The organism is Corallococcus sp. AB045, from assembly GCF_003668895.1.
Lineage (GTDB): Bacteria > Myxococcota > Myxococcia > Myxococcales > Myxococcaceae > Corallococcus > Corallococcus coralloides.
On record NZ_RAWN01000005.1, the window covers coordinates 56337 to 75442 of the forward strand.

At 69.2% G+C, this 19106-nt stretch carries 20 protein-coding genes and 1 pseudogene; 9 read left to right on the forward strand and 12 right to left on the reverse strand.

The window, feature by feature from the left end:
* Nucleotides 1–2: 2 nt before the first annotated feature.
* Together D7Y21_RS02135 and D7Y21_RS02140 are read right to left on the reverse strand one after the other, a co-directional pair.
* Nucleotides 3–815, reverse strand: coding sequence for an inner membrane protein YpjD (locus D7Y21_RS02135; protein ID WP_120566466.1), 813 nt, complete (start codon nucleotides 813–815; stop codon nucleotides 3–5).
* A gap of 55 nt (nucleotides 816–870) precedes the next feature.
* The gene (locus D7Y21_RS02140) at nucleotides 871–1233 is read right to left on the reverse strand and encodes a hypothetical protein (RefSeq protein ID WP_014398182.1); all 363 of its coding nucleotides are present in this window, start codon (nucleotides 1231–1233) and stop codon (nucleotides 871–873) included.
* Between the two features lie 176 nt (nucleotides 1234–1409).
* On the opposite strand from D7Y21_RS02140, the gene trxA reads away from it, so the two are divergent.
* Together trxA and D7Y21_RS02150 are read left to right on the forward strand one after the other, a co-directional pair.
* Nucleotides 1410–1736 carry a thioredoxin gene (gene trxA, locus D7Y21_RS02145; RefSeq protein ID WP_014398183.1) on the forward strand — a complete coding sequence of 109 codons (327 nt, stop codon included), beginning with the start codon at nucleotides 1410–1412 and terminating at the stop codon, nucleotides 1734–1736.
* Between the two features lie 436 nt (nucleotides 1737–2172).
* On the forward strand, nucleotides 2173–2514 hold the full coding sequence (locus D7Y21_RS02150; protein ID WP_120566465.1) for a hypothetical protein: 342 nt from the start codon (nucleotides 2173–2175) through the stop codon (nucleotides 2512–2514).
* An 18-nt stretch (nucleotides 2515–2532) separates the two neighbouring features.
* Here the strand turns inward: D7Y21_RS02150 and D7Y21_RS02155 are convergent, their stop codons facing one another.
* The 5 genes from D7Y21_RS02155 to mreC are packed head-to-tail and all read right to left on the reverse strand — an operon-like array spanning nucleotide 2533 to nucleotide 7748.
* The gene (locus tag D7Y21_RS02155; protein WP_370037994.1) at nucleotides 2533–3168 is read right to left on the reverse strand and encodes a PilZ domain-containing protein; all 636 of its coding nucleotides are present in this window, start codon (nucleotides 3166–3168) and stop codon (nucleotides 2533–2535) included.
* Between the two features lie 24 nt (nucleotides 3169–3192).
* Nucleotides 3193–4320, reverse strand: coding sequence for a rod shape-determining protein RodA (gene rodA / locus D7Y21_RS02160; RefSeq protein ID WP_199724595.1), 1128 nt, complete (start codon nucleotides 4318–4320; stop codon nucleotides 3193–3195).
* A gap of 7 nt (nucleotides 4321–4327) precedes the next feature.
* Complete coding sequence (mrdA, locus tag D7Y21_RS02165; protein WP_120566462.1) at nucleotides 4328–6388, reverse strand: penicillin-binding protein 2; 2061 nt, start codon at nucleotides 6386–6388, stop codon at nucleotides 4328–4330.
* Complete coding sequence (locus D7Y21_RS02170; protein WP_120566461.1) at nucleotides 6385–6885, reverse strand: hypothetical protein; 501 nt, start codon at nucleotides 6883–6885, stop codon at nucleotides 6385–6387. Before D7Y21_RS02170 ends, mrdA begins: the two co-directional genes overlap by 4 nt.
* Nucleotides 6882–7748 carry a rod shape-determining protein MreC gene (gene mreC, locus D7Y21_RS02175; RefSeq protein WP_120566460.1) on the reverse strand — a complete coding sequence of 289 codons (867 nt, stop codon included), beginning with the start codon at nucleotides 7746–7748 and terminating at the stop codon, nucleotides 6882–6884. The genes D7Y21_RS02170 and mreC overlap by 4 nt, the downstream gene beginning before the upstream one ends.
* A gap of 229 nt (nucleotides 7749–7977) precedes the next feature.
* On the opposite strand from mreC, the gene D7Y21_RS02180 reads away from it, so the two are divergent.
* Complete coding sequence (locus tag D7Y21_RS02180; protein ID WP_121710898.1) at nucleotides 7978–9555, forward strand: SurA N-terminal domain-containing protein; 1578 nt, start codon at nucleotides 7978–7980, stop codon at nucleotides 9553–9555.
* Here D7Y21_RS02180 and D7Y21_RS02185 read toward each other — a convergent pair whose 3' ends face one another.
* On the reverse strand, nucleotides 9556–10656 hold the full coding sequence (locus D7Y21_RS02185) for a sensor domain-containing diguanylate cyclase (protein WP_120566458.1): 1101 nt from the start codon (nucleotides 10654–10656) through the stop codon (nucleotides 9556–9558).
* A gap of 64 nt (nucleotides 10657–10720) precedes the next feature.
* Between D7Y21_RS02185 and D7Y21_RS02190 the strand changes: the two genes are divergently transcribed.
* Both D7Y21_RS02190 and D7Y21_RS02195 read left to right on the forward strand, forming a co-directional pair.
* Entirely contained in the window at nucleotides 10721–11314 is a 594-nt protein-coding gene (locus D7Y21_RS02190; protein WP_120566457.1) for a nucleoside triphosphate pyrophosphatase, read from the forward strand.
* A complete protein-coding gene (locus D7Y21_RS02195; protein ID WP_120566456.1) occupies nucleotides 11311–11976 on the forward strand; it encodes a YggS family pyridoxal phosphate-dependent enzyme in 666 nt (221 codons plus the stop codon). Before D7Y21_RS02190 ends, D7Y21_RS02195 begins: the two co-directional genes overlap by 4 nt.
* 7 nt (nucleotides 11977–11983) lie before the next feature.
* On the opposite strand, the gene D7Y21_RS02200 is transcribed toward D7Y21_RS02195, so the two are convergent.
* Complete coding sequence (locus D7Y21_RS02200; protein ID WP_120566455.1) at nucleotides 11984–12202, reverse strand: hypothetical protein; 219 nt, start codon at nucleotides 12200–12202, stop codon at nucleotides 11984–11986.
* Between the two features lie 293 nt (nucleotides 12203–12495).
* Between D7Y21_RS02200 and D7Y21_RS02205 the strand changes: the two genes are divergently transcribed.
* The 4 genes and pseudogenes from D7Y21_RS02205 to D7Y21_RS02220 all read left to right on the forward strand — a co-directional run.
* Nucleotides 12496–13305: a DUF3108 domain-containing protein gene (locus tag D7Y21_RS02205; RefSeq protein ID WP_121710900.1), complete on the forward strand. Its 810-nt coding sequence runs from the start codon at nucleotides 12496–12498 to the stop codon at nucleotides 13303–13305.
* 36 nt (nucleotides 13306–13341) lie between these two features.
* Nucleotides 13342–15027 carry a DUF4091 domain-containing protein gene (locus D7Y21_RS02210; protein ID WP_121710902.1) on the forward strand — a complete coding sequence of 562 codons (1686 nt, stop codon included), beginning with the start codon at nucleotides 13342–13344 and terminating at the stop codon, nucleotides 15025–15027.
* A 25-nt stretch (nucleotides 15028–15052) separates the two neighbouring features.
* Nucleotides 15053–16033 (forward strand): DUF3108 domain-containing protein, encoded by a 981-nt coding sequence (locus D7Y21_RS02215; RefSeq protein WP_121710904.1) that lies wholly within the window; start codon nucleotides 15053–15055, stop codon nucleotides 16031–16033.
* A 295-nt stretch (nucleotides 16034–16328) separates the two neighbouring features.
* A pseudogene (locus tag D7Y21_RS02220) lies at nucleotides 16329–16460 on the forward strand (di-heme oxidoredictase family protein); the annotation flags it as partial.
* Nucleotides 16461–16470: 10 nt separating this feature from the next.
* On the opposite strand, the gene D7Y21_RS02225 reads toward D7Y21_RS02220, so the two are convergent.
* From D7Y21_RS02225 to D7Y21_RS02235, 3 genes are all read right to left on the reverse strand, one after another.
* Nucleotides 16471–16821: a hypothetical protein gene (locus D7Y21_RS02225; protein WP_121710908.1), complete on the reverse strand. Its 351-nt coding sequence runs from the start codon at nucleotides 16819–16821 to the stop codon at nucleotides 16471–16473.
* Between the two features lie 188 nt (nucleotides 16822–17009).
* Entirely contained in the window at nucleotides 17010–18428 is a 1419-nt protein-coding gene (locus tag D7Y21_RS02230) for a hypothetical protein (protein WP_121710910.1), read from the reverse strand.
* A 61-nt stretch (nucleotides 18429–18489) separates the two neighbouring features.
* Nucleotides 18490–19008 carry a DUF507 family protein gene (locus D7Y21_RS02235; protein ID WP_014398200.1) on the reverse strand — a complete coding sequence of 173 codons (519 nt, stop codon included), beginning with the start codon at nucleotides 19006–19008 and terminating at the stop codon, nucleotides 18490–18492.
* Nucleotides 19009–19106 lie beyond the last annotated feature (98 nt).

A 19106-nucleotide genomic window follows, 5' to 3' on the forward strand; every position in this document is an offset into this window, starting at 1 on the left:
GGCTACGGCATCCCCGGGCCAGCGGCGGACAGATCGTAGGACGACAGGAAGGAGACCAGCACCAGGCAGAAACCGGCCATGGTGAGCAGCGCCACCCGCCGGCCGCGCCAGCCGGCGAAGATGCGCGCGTTGACGAGCGCGGCGAACATGCCCCAGGCGACGAACGTCGCCACGTGCTTGGCTTCGAGCGCCCAGGCGAGCCCCCGCAGCGTGGTGGTGAACAGGGCGCCGGTCGCCAGCGTGAGCGACAGCGCGATGAAACCCCACACGACAAGCCGCCGGTTGAGCGTGTCCAGGAACTCCAGGGACGGCAGCCGCGAGAAGAGCAGCCCGAAGTGCTTGGCCTTCACCTCCCGCTCCATCAGCAGGTACATGACGCCTACCCCCGCCGCCACGCCAAAGGCCGTCATGCCCAGCAGCGCGATGGTGACATGCACCGGCAACAGCGGCTGGCGCACCGCGTCCGGCAGCGGCGTGGACCCGCCATGCAGCAACATGCCGATGAGCAGCACCGCCACCGCCAGCGGCGTGAGGAACGCGCCAATGACGGGCTTGCGGTAGCGCACGTCCAGCGCCAGGAACAGCGCCAGCAGCAGGAAGGCGAAGGTGGACATGCCCTGCGCGGGGCCCACCAACCGGCCCCCCTGCGCGCTCAGCAGTTCGATGAGCGCAACGCAATGCATCAGCAGCCCGGTCCCCACCAGCACCCGGCCGGTGACGGCGAGCACCTGGGACTGGCGGACCAGGAAGGCGAGGTAGACGAGCGCGGCCAGGCCGTAGGCGTGGCAGGCGAGCGAGACGAGCGTATGGCTCATGGCGGCAGGCTCATAACCCCGGCCGAGGAGGCATTCAGTCCTGCCTCAGCCCATTTTACATTTTATTGAGAATGAAGGCCGCCAGCAGGTCGGTCTCCGAATTGGGCTTGCGCTCGGGAGCGGGCGCCCCCACTTCCGCCACATAACCCGGAACCACTTCGTATGCGGAGTCCCCGACCAGGATGGAGTCGGCCATCTGCTCAGCCCCCAGCCGGCCGAGCTGCTCCTCGGTCTTCACCCGGGATACCAGTTGGTGCGTGTCCTCCCCGGACACCAGCTGCACCACATGGACGGCGGGCGTGAGCGGCCAGGCGCTCCCACCCTCGGCGGCGACCACCAGGCGGCCCTCGCGCAGGTCTGCTTTGTCCTCCAGCGCCCACTCCTCGAGCTGGGCCTGGGACAGGAAGAGCTTCGTCACGCCGCGCAGACTACACCACCCTCATGTCCGGCGGGCCCGGAAATGGGGTGCAACCTCCGGCCAGATGCGGCATCCGTTCCACCGGAAGCGGCCCGGCCTTCCCGTCCCCCGAGGCATCCGCCGGACGCGAAGCTAAAGGACGTATCCTACTCAAGCAGTAGACACGAGGTGACGACATGGCTGGCGACGTGATCAACATCGGTGATTCGGACTTCCAGAAGCAGGTCCTGGATTCGCAACAACCCGTGCTCGTGGACTTCTGGGCCACCTGGTGCGCGCCCTGCCGCGCCATCGCGCCCTCCGTCGAGGCGCTGTCCGCCCAGTACAAGGGCCAGGTGACGTTCGCGAAGATGGACATCGACGCGAACCAGGACACGCCCCAGAAGTATGGCATCCGCTCCATCCCCACCCTGTTGCTCTTCAAGGGCGGCAAGGTGGTGGACCAGATTGTCGGCGCGGTGCCGAAGTCGCGCATCGAGGACGTGGTCCGGAAGAATCTCTGAGCCCATGTGTTCCCGGTGACGGGCCCGCTCCACGGCCGTCTCCCTCGTCCCCTCCCACCCATGGTGCCCCTGGCCCTCATCGCCAGGGTTCGCGCCCGGTGAGAGGGGACGTTGCTTATGGGCTCCCAACCAGACACCCGGGCGTGACATGGCTGGCGGTTCGATATGTCTGTAGAAAGACAACTCACCGCGACGGTAAGGGCTTTCACGTACCGGGTGCAGCGCGCCCCCTGACGCAGACGTTTCTCTGCTCTTGAGACAAACGCCCGACAGGGACGGATGGACGATCCTCCCGTCATGTTTTGTTCAACAGACATTGAAATTGCATTACGAGTCAAACACGACCCCAACATGTCTTGTTGACAGAGTTCGCCACAACAGACACAAGTCGCGAGTACACGCCTGTCTTGATTGGCGAGTTTCTACAGGAGTTTTCATGGCACGCCTTCGTAAAGAATTGACCTCGCAAGCACCGCTGACCCCTGCCCTGACGTCGTGGGCGGAGGCCCTGGGTGATGCCATCGGCCGCGGCATGCTGCGCGCGCTGAACACGGGGATGCCGGGCATGGGCGCCGTCGCGGCGTCGCCGGGCAATGGCGCGGTGATGGCGGGTCGCCGCCGCGGCCGTCCCCCCAAGACGGTGGCGGGTGGGCCGGTGCCCATGGACCGCCGCTGCACGGTGAGTGGTTGCACCCGCGAGCAGCGCTCCAAGGGTCTGTGTTCCGCGCACTACCAGGCCGAGCGCCGTAGGCAGATCGCCACCGGCAAGCCGGCCTGAAGGCGGCGTACCCGGGCCCTACTCGCCGCGCCAGGGGTCTCCGGGCGTGGTGGCCTTGAGCAGCTCCCAGGCCGCCATCACGTCGATGACCCGCTCCAGCTCATTGGGCAGGGAGCGGGCGCGCTGGGACTTGAGGTAGTCCTCGGTGAAGGCTCTCAGGCGCATGCCCAGGAAGAGCCGGGCGAGCGCCACCTCCGTCTGACCTGAGAAGTCCAGGAAGCGCAGGGCGAACCCGCTGCGGCCCTGGTCCTCCGGGCCACGCTCCTCCCGCACGATCTCCGCGCGAGCCTCCACGGGGGCGGCCCCCTCCTCCAGCGCGAAGCGCGCGCGCACCACCGTGCCCATGGGCAGGAAGAAGGTGCTCGCGAGGAAGGCGCCGCTGACGCTCACGTTCACGGACGTGAGCCCGGCGGAGAAGCGCCGGCCGCCCGCGTCGTCCTCCACCCAGAGGTCGAAGTGCGTGGCCAGCTGCGCGCGCGGGAAGTGCCGGTGCTCCGGCTCCCCCTGGTTCATCTCGATGCGGGGCACCGCGCCGGCAGTGGGCACGTTGCGAGTGGTCCCCACCGGCGCAACGAGCGGCCGGGGTGCCTGCGTGTCCTCCGGCCCGCGGACCGCCGTGCCGGCCTTCGCCGTCGTCACACCCTTCCTCTGCACCACCATCGGAAGCCTCCGCGGCCGTCAGAACATGTGACGGCGCATGCTGATGTTCACCAGCAGCCCGATGCACAACATCACCGACAGCATCGAGGAGCCGCCGTAGCTCATGAGGGGCAGCGTGATGCCCGTCACCGGCAACAGGCCAATGACCATGCCGATGTTTTCGAACACCTGCCAGAAAAGTGTGGCCACCACCCCCACCGCAACGAACGCTCCAAAACGGTCTCGTGCGTTGAATCCCACGCCCAACCCGAGAATGAAGATGCCGCCGTAGAGCACGAGCAACAGGAGACAGGAGAAGAAGCCGTGCTCCTCGGCCCACACGGAGAAGATGAAATCCGTGTGCTGTTCCGGCAGGAAACGCAGACCTGTCTGGGTTCCCTCACGCCAACCCTTGCCGGTGAGGCCACCGGAGCCCACGGCGATCTTGGATTGCGCGGCGTGATAGCCGCTGCCACGCAGGTCCGCTTCCGGGTCCAACCACCCGGAGATGCGCTGGCTCTGATGTTTCTTCAGGTGGTGGCGCACGACGGTGGTGCGCGGCTCGGGCATCTCCCGGACGTAGTCGTTCCAGATGATGAGGCCGCCCACCAGCACACCCGCCACGATGGTGGCGGCCAGGTACCAGCGCACCTTGCCGAAGAGGATGACGGTGCCGGAGGACAGGAAGATCATCAGCGCGGTGCCCAGGTCCGGCTGCACCAGCACCAGCGTGAAGGGCACCATCACCACCAGCACCGGCTTCCACAGCCGTACGAGCCCGTAGGACGGCTGATTGGGCTGGAAGTCGTCGTGGTAGACCTTGGCCAGCATCAGCACGACGCCAATCTTCATGAACTCCGCGGGCTGCAGGCGGAACGGGCCAATGACGAACCAGCTCTCCGCGCCCTTCGCCGTATGCCCCACCAGCCGCAACGCCAGCAGCGCCAGGATGTTGAGCACGTAGATGGGGAGGGCCATCCGCTGAATCCAGCGGTAGTCCACCAGGCACACCATCAGCACCGCGCCCAGGCCCACGCCCAGGTAGAGCGCCTGGCTGGTCCACACCGGCGCCATGGGGGGCCGGGACGCGGACGCCAGGTTCCAGATGCCCAGCGCGCACACGCCCAGCACGCACACGACGAGCCCCCACGGCACGTGGGGCATCATCCGGCGCTCAATCCGCAGTTGCACTGTCGTCTCCGGTTTCCGAGGGCGGCTGGATGGGCTCTCCCGGCAGGTTCACCCGCGGCGGGGGCACCACGGCGCGGGTGAGCGCCGCTTCATCCAGGCTGGGCGCCGGCGGCAACGACGGCGTGTAGGGCTGGTTGGCGCGGGGCGGCGGTGACGTCGCGTCCTGCGCCTTCAAGTCGAAGTACTTCTTCATCACGGCCAGCGCCGTGGGCGCCGCGTCCACGCCGCCGTGGCCGCCGTGCTCGTTGAGCACCACCACGGCCAGCTCCGGCTTGTTCGCGGGCGCGAAGCCGGCGAACCACGCGTGGTCGCGCTCGAAGTAGCTCATCTGGTGCGTCTTCAGACGCACGGTGCCAATGCGCGTTACCTGCGCGGTGCCCGTCTTGGCCGCCACCAGGAAGTCCGCGGGCAGGCCCGACTTGAGCTTCGCGCGGTACGAGGTGCCGCCGGGCTCCTGCGCCACTGCCTCCAGGCCTTCGACAATGGCCCGCAGGTGCGCGGGGTTGATGTCCACCTTCGACACCACCTCCGGCTTGAACTCCTCCATCACCTGCCCGTCCAGGTTCTCCAGCCGCTGCACCATCTGCGGCTTGTAGAGCTTCCCGCCGTTGGCCACGGCCGCGTACACCAGCGCCAGTTGCAGCGGCGTCACGTTGACGTCGCCCTGCCCCATGGCGCTGTTGAGCGCCATGCCCTTGGTGTAGCCGCCCGGTGAGGCTTTGTCGTGGTACGCGCTGGACGGCATGATGCCGGGCACCTCCGCCACCACCGCGATGCCCGTGGGACGCCCCAGGCCCAGCAACTTGCCCATCTCCGCGATGGGGTCCAGGCCGATGGTGTCCGCCACCTTGTAGAACCACGAGTCGCAGGACGCCTTCATCGCGCCCCGGGCGTCCAGGGGCCCGTGGCCGCTCTCCTTGTGGCAGCGCCACACGCGCGCGCCCAGCCGGTAGCCGCCGGAGCAGTTCACCACCGTCTCCGGGCGGAACAGGCCGGACTTGAAGGCGGCCAGCTGCGAAATCACCTTGAAGGTGGAGCCCGGGCTGTAGTGCTCCGCGGCCACGCGGTTGATCATCGGGTGGAGCGGATCTCTCGCCAGCGTGGCCATCTGCGACGGCGTCACGCGGCCGGTCAGGAGATTCGGGTCGAAGCCGGGGCGGGACACCAGCGCCTTGATGAAGCCGGTGTTCACGTCGATGGCCACCACCGCGCCCGTCACACCCGGGAACGAACGCTCCGCCTCTTCCTGCAGGCGCATGTCGATGGAGAGCACCACGTTGCTGCCGGCCGTGGGCGGAATGACGGCGTTCTCCCCCAGCTTTTCGTTGAGCTCTTCAATCGTCTGGCCGCGCGCGTTCACCACTTCCTTGCGCACGCCGTCCTGCCCGCGCAGCTTGGACTCGAAGTAGCGCTCCAGGCCGCGCCGGCCGATGTAGTCGCCCAGCGCGTACTTCGCGCCGTCCCCGTTGAGGCGCTCCAGCTCCTCCTGGGTGATTTCGTTCATGTAGCCCAGCACGTGCGACAGCACCATGTCCGCGCGGTAGTTGCGGTGCGGCACGGGCACCACCTCCACGCCATCCAGGATGTCGCGCCGGGCGTTGAGCCGGTCGTACTCGTCGCGCGTCAGGTCCACGCGCACCGGCACCGGCTGGAAGGGCGCGTTGCGGCGGCTCGCGCGGACCAGGTCCTCAATCTTCTTGCGCTGCTCGGGGTCCCACTGGAGCAGCTCGCCCAGGCGCGGAATCACCTGCTCGAAGCAGTCCGTGCAGAAGGCCGGCGTGACGAAGGCGTCGAACGACGGACGGCTGTCCACCAGGATGGTGCCGCGCGCGTCCTTGATGACGCCCCGGTCGGCGCGCAGGCGCACCTCCTTCACGAAGTTCGCCACGCTCTTGGCGGCGTACTCGTCATGGCGGATGAGCTGGAGCCGGTACAGCTGGATGGCCAGCGCCACCATGCCCAGCGACATGGCCAGGCCCAGCCACAGGAAGCGGCGCTTCAGGTCCCGGCCCGGGGTGTTGTTGCCAATGGTCGGAGGCGTCAACGGAGCAACCCCACCGGGCGCTCCTGCGCCACTTCGAACCGCTTGAACACCGGGAAGAGCAACAGGGCCGCCACGCCCGTGAGCGCCAGCTGCACCGGCATGCCGGAGAGCAGCGGCGCCGTGGAGCCGTCCTTCACCGTGAGCCAGGTGAAGAACGTGGACAACAGGCCGTGCCCCAGGTCCGCGCCCATGGCGAACAGCGCGAAGGCCACGGGCCCTCGCACGTCCACGAACGACGCCACCAGCCGGCCCACCAGGAAGGTGAACACCGCGAGGAACGTGAACAGGCCCGTGGGCTGGCCGCTCATCAGGTCCAGCAGGTAGCCCACCGCGAAGGCGGAGCACGCCCCTTCGGTGAGGCTCGCCCGGAGCGCGAGGAAGGCCACCAGCACCACCGTGACGTCCACGCGGCCCAGCACCAGCCCCGCCTGCTGGACGAACACGGACTCCAGCGTGAGCAGCACCAGCGCCAGGATGACGGTCACCAGGAACTTCATTTCTGCATGCCCTCCGTAGCCGCCCCGCCGGTGGCGTTCATCGCACTGTACGGACTGCCCACCACCAGGACCTCCTCCAGCCGGCTGGTGTCCACCGCGGGCGTGATGTCCGCGCCCTGGAACATGCCGTGCTCCTTCTTCTCCAGCTGCGTCACCCGCCCCACCACCAACCCCGGAGGATAGATGCCATCCGTGCCGGAGGTGATGATGAGGTCGCCGTCCTCCACGTCCTCCGTGCGCAGCATGTTCTCCAGCGTCAGGGGGCCGTTGCCCGCGCCCGCCGCCGTGCCGCGCGCCCGCGAGCGCTGCACCCGCACCGCCACCCGGCTCTGCGGATCCGTCACCAGCGCCACGTCCGCATAGCCGCCCGTGGACCGGATGACCTGCCCGACGATGCCGTCCGGCGTCACCACAGACATACCCCGGAACACCCCGTCCTTCTCCCCGCTGCTGATCCGCACCGACAGGAGCTTCGCCACCGGATTGACGCCCACCACCCGCGCCGGAATCTCCGGCCCGGGCACGGCCTCCGCGTACGCCAGGAGCTTGCGCAGCCGCCCGTTCTCCGAGCGCGCCTCGCCCAGCGCCTGCACCGTCGCCCGCAGCTGCAGGTTCTCCAGCCGCAGCGCGTCATTGTCCTGACGGACACCGCGCAGGTCCAGGTAGTTGCGCACCGCAGCCACGACGCCGTCGATGCCGGCGGTGAGTCCCTGCTGCACGGGGGCCGTGAGCGCGATGACGCCCCGGTCGACGAAGTTCGGGTCGCGGCCCCGTCGCCCGCCCAGAAGGAAGGCGCCGAGCGGGTACAGGAGGAGGGCGGCCACGAGGAGGAAGCGGCGGTACCGCTTGAGAAGAGACAGCACGGACGGGGGCTTTCCCGGGGTGGGCGAAGGACGCGGGTGGAAGGGGAGAGGGTCGGGCTAAGCTGGCTGAATCGCTTGCATTTTCCGGTCTGTTGTCCTAGGCAGTCAAGGCCCGGATGAGGGGGTGTTGACACTCATGCATCCCCACCGGCCGGGCTACCAACAACACGGCGCCGCGAGACCTTCCGCAAGGTGAATCGCGGGCGCTTCCGACCGTGAAGTGACCACAATGGACGGTTTGAATCCCCGGAAGGTCTTCTCCCTCCTGTTCATCATCGGCATCGCCGTGGTGTTCACGCTCCAGTTCGGCCCTGGCAGCAACGGGTTCGCTGACACGGGCAGCCAGGCGCCCACCGCCAGCGCGGTGGCCACGGTGAACGGCAAGGAGATTCCTGTACGCGACTTCAGCATGGCCTGGTCGCGGCAGATGAACTTCCTGCGCTCGCAGGGCAACCCCATCCCGGAGTCGATGGCCCGCCAGTTCGGCCTGGACAAGCAGGTGCTCGACCGGCTGGTGAACGCGGAGCTGCTCGCCCAGTCCGCGGAGCGCCACGGCATCACCCCGTCGGATGAGGAGCTGCGCAAGCTCATCCACGAGAACACCGACTTCCACACCAAGGAAGGCGCGTTCGACTTCGCCCGCTACCAGCAGGTGCTGCGCGACTTCTACCGCCGCACGCCGCAGGAGTACGAGCAGGAGCTGCGCCGCCAGATGGCCGCCCAGAAGATGCTGGACGTGGTGCGCACGGGTGCCGTGGTGTCGGACGACGAGGTGCGCGCCCGCTACGAGAAGGAAGGCAACCAGGCGAAGCTGGTGTTCGCCCGCTTCCTGCCCACGATGTACGCGGACAAGGTCCCCGCGCCCACGCCCGCGAAGCTCGCGGAGTTCCAGAAGACGCACGAGAAGGAGATCGCCGACTATTACGCGGCGAACAGCTTCGTCTACAACGTGCCGGAGCGGATCCGCGCCCGTCAGCTCCTGGTGAAGGTGGCCCCGGACGCGACGCCCGAGCAGAAGGCCCAGGCGAAGGCGAAGGCGGAAGGCCTGCGCAAGGAGCTGGACGGCGGCAAGGACTTCGCCACGCTGGCCAAGGAGAACAGCGACGACACCGCCACCAAGATGAAGGGCGGCGAGCTGGGCTGGGTGGAGCGCACCACGTGGGACCCGGCGCTGGCCGACGCGGCGTTCGCGCTGAAGGCCGGGGAAGTGACGCAGCCGGTGGAGTCCGCGCTGGGCGTGCACCTGGTGAAGGTGGAGGAGAAGAAGGAAGCCCAGGCCAAGAAGCTGGACGACGTGAAGGGCGAGATCGCCACCAGCCTCTACAAGCAGGAGCAGGCAAAGGGGCTGGCGAAGGCGGAGGCCGAGAAGGCGCTGGCCGCGGCGAAGGCCGGCAAGTCCCTGAAGGAGCAGTTCCCGGTCCCCGCCGGCCAGCAGCCCGCGCTCTTGCGCTTCGAGGCTGAGACCAGGCCGGAGGCCGTGGAGACGGACAGCTTCACCGCGCAGGGTGACTCCGTGCCGCACCTGGGTCCGGCGCCGGGCCTGGTGAAGGCCACCTTCGAGGCCAACGGCCCGGTGGTGCTGGGCGAGGTCTTCACCGTGGGCGAGGCGAACATCGTCGCGCAGGTGGTGGAGCGCGAGAAGCCGGACACCGCGGGCTTCGACAAGCGCAAAGAGGAGCTGCGCACCCAGGCCCGTCAGGCCAAGCAGATTGAGCTGACGGAGTCCTTCCTCAAGTCGCTGAAGAAGAGCGGCAATGTCGTCACCAACAACGAGGCCATCGACTCGGTGTTGGGCGCCGCGGGGTAGTCACCCTCCGGAGCGGGCGTAGGGGACCTCCAGCGGGGTCCCCTCCGCCGAAGGGGCCTCGGCGACCGCGATGCGGTCCCGGCCCCGGCCCTTGGCCGCGTACATGGCGAAGTCCGCCGCGCGGATGAGGTCCGTGGCAGTGGTCGCGTGCCCCGGGAAGGAAGCCACCCCGACGCTCGCGGTGAGCGCCACGTCCAGCCCCTGCTCGCGCAGGAATCGCTGGGCGCGGAACGCCTCGCAGATGCGCTGGGCGATGACCTTCGCCCCTTCCGTGTCCGTCTCAATCAACATCACCGCGAACTCGTCGCCGCCGTAGCGGAAGACGGCGTCCAGGTTGTGGCGGCCCAGGCTGATGAGCAGGTCCCCCACCTCCTTGAGCGTGGCGCTGCCCACCAGGTGCCCGTGCCGATCGTTGATGGACTTGAAGTGGTCCAGGTCCAGGAACACGAGCGACAGCGGGTGGCGGAAGCGCGCCGAGCGCTTCACTTCCTGCTCCAGCTGCGCGCGCAGGTGCCGCGCGTTGAAGCAGCCGGTGTGCTCGTCCGTGATGGTGAGCTCCTGGACGCGGCGGAAGTTGCGAGCGTTCTCGATGGCGATGGCCGCGTAGTCCGCGATGGCGGACAGGGCGGTGAGGTCGTCATGCGTGAAGCCGGGCTCGGTGGGCCCGTTGACCAGCTCAATCACGCCCAGCACGCGCTCGCGCGCCACCAGGGGCACGGCGAGCAGCGAGCGAGTGTGGAAGGCGGAGGCCTCATCGAAGCGGGGCGCGAAGCTGGAGTCGCCGGCCACGTCGTGGACGAGCCGCGCGACGCCGGAGGAGAACACCGCCCCGGCGATGCCTTCCCCCGGGTTGAGCTGGAGGCCCTTGAGCGCTTCCGCGCCCTCCCCCACGGCGATTTCGAAGTAGAGCTTTCCGCTGCGCTCGTCCTGGAGGATGAGCGACCAGTTGCGCGGCTTGAGCAGCGCACTGACCTTCTGCATCACCAGCGCGAGCACTTCGCGCAGCTCCAGCGTGGAGGTCAGCGCCTTGGCCATCTCGTTGTAGGCGGCCAGTTGCTCCACTGTCCGCTTCATGGCCGACAGGAGGTCCGCGGGGTTCATCGAGGTGCCCTCTGGAGCGCAAGTCTGCTAAGGCCCGCGAGCGCGAAACATCCCGCACCCGCCCATGGATCCAACCGAACGCTTCGTTCTCGCCTCCGCATCGCCCCGGCGCAAGGATTTATTGGCCCAGTTGGGCCTTCGCTTCACCGTGGCGGCGGCGGATATCGATGAAACGCCGATGGCCGGAGAAATTGCGTCGGACTACGTGCTCCGGCTGGCCGTGGAGAAGGCCCGCACGGTCGCCACCCGACACCCGGACGCATGGGTGCTGGCCGCGGACACCACCGTGGCCCTGGGGTCGGAGCTGCTCGGCAAGCCCCGGGACGCGGCGGAGGCGCGGCAGATGATCGCCCGGCTGTCCGGCCGGATCCATGAGGTCTTCACCGGCATCGCGGTGGCGGGCCGCGCCCGGGACGCCCAGGTGGTGCGCACGCAGGTGACCTTTCGCACGCTCTCGACGGATGAGATTGCCTGGTACGCGGACACCGGCGAGCCCCTGGACAAGGCGGGCGCCTACGCCATCCAGGGCAAGGGCGGCTTCCTGGTGCATGGCATCGAGGGCAGTCACTCCAACGTCGTGGGCCTGCCCCTGGGAGAGACGCTGGCGTTGCTGAAGCGCGTGGGCATGCCGCTGCCCTGGACGGAAGGTCAGCGATGAGCGTGGCGGACAACCTGGCGCGGGTGCGCGAGCGCGTGGCGAAGGCCTGCGCGAGCGCGGGACGGCCGGAGTCGTCGGTGACGCTGGTGGCCGTGTCCAAGCTCAAGCCCGCGGCGCTCATCCGCGAAGCGTATGCCGCGGGGCAGCGCGACTTCGGGGAGAACTACGCCCAGGAGCTGCGGGACAAGGCCGAGGAGCTCAAGGACCTGGACGGCCTGCGCTGGCACGCCATCGGCTCACTGCAGACGAACAAGGTGAAGTACGTGGCCCGCGTCGCGCACGCCTTCCATGCGCTGGAGCGGCTGGACGTCGCCACGGAGCTGTCCAAGCGGCGAGCGGGCAGCCCTCCCCTCCCCTGCTATGTGGAGCTCAACCTGGGCGGCGAGGACACCAAGCACGGCCTCACCCCGGACGCGCTGGGCGGCTTCCTGTCGCAGGTGCGCGAGCTGCCGAACCTCCAGGTGGTGGGGCTGATGGCGCTGCCGCCGCCCACGGATGACGTGGCGCGGATGCGCGAGGGCTTCGCCCGGCTGCGCGAGCTGGCGCGGGCGCATGCGCTGACGGCCCTGTCCATGGGCACCACGCACGACTTCGAGCAGGCCATCCTGGAGGGCGCCACCGCCGTGCGCGTGGGCACCGCCATCTTCGGCGAGCGCGCCTGAGGTCCGCTCACAGCTCCCGGAACCGCACCCGCCCCTCCTGGTTGACGAGCGCCTTGTACTCACAACCGCAGTAGTTGCAGCGCACCTCGTCCCCGTCGGTGAACGTCTCGTCCACCGGGTTGTTGGCGTTGCAGCCGGGACAGTCGAACTCCTTCAACACGCGGCTGCCGCCGGCGCCCGACTCCTTGGCGAAGTCGTCGTCGTCGAACTGGAAGTCGTTGGCCATGGGCCCGGACGCTAGCACCGGGCGCGGCGTCCGGGGGTGGCCTGCTGGGCATCCAGACGGGCACGCGGGACTGTCCGCCATTTGTCAGCGCCCCTTGCGGGCGTGTACCCCTGCGGGCCGCCATTTCCGTCCCCTGTCAGTCTTTCACAGGCGCGTCCGGAGGGCGGCCGGACGGCTTTGAATGCTGTCCCACGGCCGTCCGTCCTGGAAATGTCCGGTGGCTGGGGCGGTTGAGGGGCACGGTTGGCTTGGGCGGGCCGGCCACCTAACTTGCAAGCAAGGGAGCACACCCGATGCGCAGTCTGTCCAGGTGGGGGTTCACGGCGGCGGTGGTGGGACTCATGGGGTCCACGCTGGCGCATGCCCAGCAGCCCACCGGCGCGGCGTTCGGCCCGGGTGAGCAGGCCCAGTACCGGGTGCGTTACCTGGGGCTGACGGCCGGCACGGCGACGGTGACGGTGGGCGCGCCCATGACGCAGTGGGGCCAGAGCGTGTGGCCCATCGTGTCCATGGCGAAGTCGGACGACCTGGTGGGCGTCTACCCCATCAAGAGCCGCTTCGTGTCGTACTGGGATGCGGGTGCCCAGCGGGTGACGGGAAGCGATCTGCACTCGGAGGAGAACCGCAAGCGCCGCCGCCAGCGCATCCAGATGTCGGCGGACGGAGCGGGCGCGAAGGTCATCAAGCAGAAGGAGAGCGACTCGCCGCGCGAGTCCGAGCACACGCTGCCCGAGGGCACCATGGACGTGGCGGGCGCGACGTTCGCGCTGCGCGGCCAGGAGCTGGTGGTGGGCCGCTCCTATTCATATCCGGTGTTCACCGGCAGCAAGCAGTTCACCATGAGCGCCACGGTGGAGGGCCGCGAGACGGTGACGACGCCCGCGGGTGCTCGGGACACCTTCCGCGTGCGCGTGCACACCGACTTCGGCGGCAAGCTGGAATCCAAGCGCGACATGGTGGCGTACCTCAGCGCGGATGCGCATCACGTGCCGGTGCGCATCGAAGCGGACTTCGCGCTGGGCACCGTCGTGGCGGAGCTCACGGACTACAAACCGGGCCGAGTGGTGGCGGCGGTGGCCCGGGCGGACAACTCGGGCGACTGAAAAGCGTCGTCCGCCAACCAGGGGAAGGCAGGGGGCATGGGCGTGGGTTGGGCATGGGCAGTGGCGGCGGCGCTTTCCGCCGCGCCGGGCGGCGTGCAGGTGGTGTCGCCGCTGGTGAAGGTGCGGCCGGACGCGACGCCGAAGGGCGCGAAGGAGGCCCGCCTCAGCGCGGCCCGGGGTGAATGCGAGGGCACGCAGCTGGTGCTCCCCCAGGGCGTGACGCGCGTGACGATGAAGCCGCTGGCCCTCAAGGGGCCGGGCGCGCCGCTCACCGTGGACGCGTGGCGCGAGGCCTACCTGGACGTGAAGACGCCCTCCAACGGAGAGGGCAAGGCGGGCCCGTGGCCCGACGCGCTGGTGCCCCTGTCCGCGCCCGCCAATCCCAGACATCCCACGGTCGTCTACGTGGAGGTCTGCGTTCCGGCGAAGCAGGCCCCGGGCACCTATACGGGGAGCCTGAGCGCGGCGGTGGATGGGAAGGAGCTGCCGGCCGTTCCCTTCCGCGTGGAGGTGCAGCCCTTCGCGCTCCCCGCGACGTCGTCGCTGCCCAACAGCTTCGGCATCTCGCTGTACAGCATCGCGAAGGGGCACGGCATCCCGGCGGAATCGCCAGACGCGAAGGCGCTCCTGCGCGAGTACGGCAAGACGCTGCTGGAGCACCGCGTGAGCGCGCACGGAATGGGCATGGACCCGCCGCCCGCGAAGTTCCAGGACGGCCGCGCGGTGCTGGACTGGACCGCGTACGACGCGGAGATGGCGCCCTTCCTGGACGGCAGCGTGCTGCCCTCCGGCGCGCGCTTCACCACGGTGGACGTGCGTGACAACCGCAAGGCCTCCACGGACGCGGAGAAGTCCGCGTACTACCGCGCGTTCCAGAAGCACTTCCAGGACAAGGGCTGGAAGGCGCAGCTCTTCTTCTACGCCAAGGACGAACCCAAGCCCGCGGACTTCCCGCTGGTGAAGGCGCAGTCCAAGCGCGTGCGCGACGCGGGGGCGGACATCCCGGTGCTGGTCACCACGGCGTTGAACCCGGCGCTCCTGGGCTCCGTGGACATCCTCACGCCCATCATCAACTGCTTCTACCCGCGCGAGGGCCCACAGACGTGCCACCACGTGGCCAACGCCGCGACCGCGCGCACGCGGCTGCCGTCGCGCGCGAAGGTGTGGTGGTACCAGAGCTGTATGTCCCACGGCTGCACGGGCGGCCCGCCGCCGGACAAGGCGCTGGACCAGGCGTACAGCGACTGGGCTTCGTACATGGTGGACCACCCCGCCCCGCTCAACCGCGCCATGGGCCCGCTGGCCTTCGAAAGCGGCGTGGACGGCGAGCTCTATTTCGACACCGTCTTCGCCTACAACACGAAGAAGGATGTCTGGGCGGACCTCTTCGAGTTCGGAGGCAACGGCGACGGCACCCTCTTCTACCCGGGCACGCCCGCGAAGCTGGGAGGCACGCAGCACCAACCCGTGGTGTCCCTGCGGCTGAAACACATCCGTGACGGCCTGGAGGACTACGAATACCTGCGCCTGCTCACGTCGCTGGGCGACGGCGCCTTCGCGAAGGCGGCGGCGAAGCGGCTGGCGAAGTCCGGGTACGAAATCTCGCGGGACCCGGCGGAGTGGGAAGCGGTGCGCAAGGAAGTGACCGAGCGCATCGTGAAGCGTCAATCGGCTGAACAAGCGAAGCGCTCCGGACGTCGGACTTCCGGGGGAACCCCGTAGTCACTCCCCCCTGGGAGGAAGCAGAATGAAACCCATGCGCACCCTCGTCGCGGCCTGCCTCGCCTTCAGCGCCCTTGGCGCCATCCCGGGTCAGGCCCAGGAGGCCCTGCCCCGTCCGTTGAACATCCTGCGTCCGCCCACGCTCCCGGGGCCGGCGGACTCCGCCGACCCGGAGAAGCCCGCGGCGACCGCGGAGAACACCGGCGACGCGTCCGCCACCCCGGCTCCCAACGAGCCCGTCGTCTCGGTGAAGCCGTGCGAGCAGGGCCTGCCCGTGTTGCGCTCGCCGCTGGCCTTCAAGCCGGGGGAGCTGCTCGAGTTCGACATGGACGCCATGGGCGCGAAGGCGGGTAAGCTCACCATGCGCGTGCAGCGCCCCGCCAACGGCTCGCTGCCGGTGCTGGTGGAGGCGCAGACGAACACGCTGTTCTCCAAGGTGCGCCGGGTGCGAGGCAGCGCGACCAGCTACCTGCACCCCAAGACGCTGCGCCCCTCGCGCTACACCGAGGAGGCCGTGGAGAACGAGCAGCGCCGCAAGGTGAACGTGGACTTCGGCGCGCAGGACAAGAGCGTCAAGGTGGACTACCAGATTGGTGACCGCCCCAAGGGCCACTACGACTACGCCTTCGACAAGGACGGCCTGGACGTCGCGGGCGCCATCTACCTCATCCGCCAGCTGCCCCTGAAGAAGGACCTGCCGGTGTGCTTCGACGTGTACGGCATCCGCCGCATGTGGCGCATGACGGCCACCGTGGTGGAGCGCGAGCACGTGTCGCTGCCCCTGGGCGAGTTCGACGCCTGGCACCTGGCCGGCACCGCCGTGCGCCTGGACCGGCCGTCGCAGACGCGCGACGTGCACGTCTGGATTACCGACGACGACCGCCGCCTCCCGCTGGCCGCCGTGGGCGCCATCGACCTGGGCGCGGTGCGTCTGACGCTGTCCGGCGTGAAGCGCCCCGGTGAAAAACCCATGGAGGCGCAGGGCAAGGAAGATCTCAAGTGGTGACACGGGGTTGAGCCCCCGCCCCGGGCCCGCCTCCCACTGGGAGCGCGGGCTTTTCATTGACCATGAATTGGGACTGACCTGAACCAGAACCGGTCCAATGGCTCGCAGAAGGACTCGCGGCTCGTGTTCGACACGACGCGCCTGGTGCTGGAGGCGGGGCTGGTCGAAGCGCTGTACCTGACGAAGAAGCTGGGCCGGAACGTGGAGCTGTCCGTGGGCCGCTTCGCCTGTGCGGGGGCGACACGACCCTCGACGACCGCACGTCGCGGGCGTTCGCGCAGCCGTCCCCCAAACCGACGGGCGGGCCCGGACGCTGGAAGAGGCCGTGCTGTGGCACGGCGGCAAGGCGGAGCGGGCGCGGGAGGGGTTCCGCAGCCTGTCCGCGAGCGACCGGGACGCGCTGGTGCGCTTCCTCCGGTCGCTGTAGCGCCCGGCTTTCAGCCGTTGCGGATCATCCCGGCGGCCTGCGACAGGCGGCGGCGCAGCTGCGTCACCACTTCGTGCAGGTCCTCCAGGCGCTGGAGCACGTGCAGGTTCTCGCCCGCGTTCATCAGGGCGACCGGCGTGAGCGTCTCGCGGTGGAGGGCCAGGAGCAGATCGTAGAAGTGCGCCTGCACGTCGCCCAGGGCATCCAGGCCTTCACGGAGGTCGTCCTCCACGAAGTCCAGGAGGACGGTGGAGTCCTCGCGAGCAGGCAGCGTCCGGGCCAGACGCTCCACGGCCCCGCGGACGGGGTCGGTACGGCGCAACATCGCGGGGGTGGCGAGGGCTGCGACGAGAGGGGGCATGCTCAGGACGCTACAGGTCCGTAGCGGCCGGTCAATTTTCCCACCCCCTGCCCGCCGGTGCGAAGGGCCGCCCCGTCAGCGGCGCGCCTCGCGAACCTGTCCGACTGTCGGACAGGTTTGGACCGCTTCGGAGGTCCTGGCGCCGCCCCCCATCGCAGTCAGGGTAGCGGCGGCGTCGCGGAGCTCCCTCAGCGCGCGGGCCCCGCGGCACCGCCAGCCGGGGCCGGGGCCGGGGCCGGAGCCGCGGCGGGCGCGGCGTTGGCCGGGGCCGGGGTGGCCGGCAACGGAATGCTCGGCGAGGCATTGAGTGGCGCTGGCGTCCCCACGAGCGGCGCGGGCGTGCCGGTGTTGAGCGGCGCGGGCGTGCCCACGAGTGGCGGCGCCGGTGTGCCGGCGGACTGCGACAGCGGCGGCACCGTGGCGAGAATGCCCGGGCTCACCTGGGTGGTGCCCACGAAGTTGTTGAAGTCCGGGGCGGACACCTGCGGCGCGGTGAAGCCCCCCACGGACACGCCCGCCACCGTCGGCGGCGTGGCGAACGTCCCCTGCCCCACCGTGGCCGAGGAGCCCGGCGACACGCCCGACACCACCGGGGGCGGATTGGTCGGCGCCGAGGGCACGAACGAACCGCTGAACGTCGAAGGCGCCGCCGAAGGCAGGCCGGGCGCCGAAGGCGGGTTGACCGTCGTCCCCACCGTGCCACTCCCCGGGGTCACCACGGTGGGAGTCGGGCCCGTCGTGGTCGCGACGCTCGTCGTCCCCGCCGTGCCGCTGCCTCCCGTGCCCTGCGCGAAGTGCGGCGCGGGCATGGGTGCCACCGCCGCCGGGAACGCCGTGGGCAACACCGGCGTCAGCGTCCCCAGCGCCGAGGGCAACTCACCCGTCGTAGGCACCACCGCCAGCGACGGCACCCGCGTCCCCTCCACGTCGATGGACACGTTGTCGAAGAGGAACTGGATGAACCCGCGCGGCTCCGCCTGCGGCGGCAGGTTCCACACCACCACCACCAGCTCCGTGTCCCCCGGCCGCGCTTCGCGCAACAGCCGCTTCGTGTCGTCATCCGAGTACGTACCCGCGTCCAACGCCGCCGCGTGCACCAGCGCGGAGTCCGTCAGCAGCATCCCGTTGCGCCACACGCTGCCAATGCCCCAGACGGCCACCGCCGCGTGCGCACGCGTCGTGGCGCGCCAGCCAATGCCTGTTTCACCGTAGATGGGCGTGCCCATCAGCACCCCACCCTCGATGAGATGCGGCGGCGGTGGAGGGAGCGGCCCGGCGGGCGCCCGCGACATCGCCTGAACGGGCGGGAAGCCCGCCTGCGTCAGCTCCACGCGGTACTCGGTGCCACCCACGCGCAGGCTCGTGGAGAGCCGCGCCTTGTCGCCGAAGGTCGCGTTCGCCACCCCAACCCGGTCCTGCACGGAGAGCGACGCCTGCCCCGTGCCGCGCTCGGTCAGGTCACCGAATGGAAGCGTACCCTGGAAGAAGTAACCGTCCGGCTGCTCGGTCCTCGCGCTGGCCTCCCGGCCCTCGAACGTGACCCCATCGCCCCCTGGCGCCGCCGCCAGGACACCGGACAGCAAGATGCTCGTGATTGGACCCGCCATCGACGCTGCCTCCCTTGAACTTGAAGGTAGGCAGCGGAGCGGGCCGTGGCACGCCCCGGGACTAAATCAGACCGCGGGCGCGGCGGATCTGCTCGACGGTCTTGTTGTACTCGATGTCGAAGGCGCTCGTGCCTTCCTGCAGGTGCTTCAGCCGCGAGCGGGCCTCCCGGTCGATCTCGTCGTCGACGTCCAGGTGCTTCTTCATGCCCTGGAACATCTTCTGACGCAGCACGTTGTCGGGGGAGTAGACCTCCTCGACGTTCCGGCTGATGAGGAGGAACTCAATCATCTGGTTGATGACGTACTCGATGCCCTCGTCCCCCATCTTGAAGCCGCGCACGTCCGCCATCTCGCGCTTCACCTGGTTGAACTTGGAGTAGTCATATCCCCGACGCTCCAGGGCCTCGCGCGTCGCCTGGTTCACACGCTCTTCGTTGGCGAGGTACTCGCGCATGATGGCGGAGAGATCCATCTCGGCGTCGGCCACGCGCATCGGCTCCACCTCGATGTCCCCGTCCTGCATGAGCTGCTGAATGGCCTCGCGCGAGATGATCGGGATCACCTTCGGATACAGCCTCATGTCGGTCCCTCGTCCTCTTCAAACGTGCTCGGATCTTCAACCGCTATAAATCAGCGCCGAGCATGGTCGCAATGAAAAACCCTAGGAACGTCGCGGGT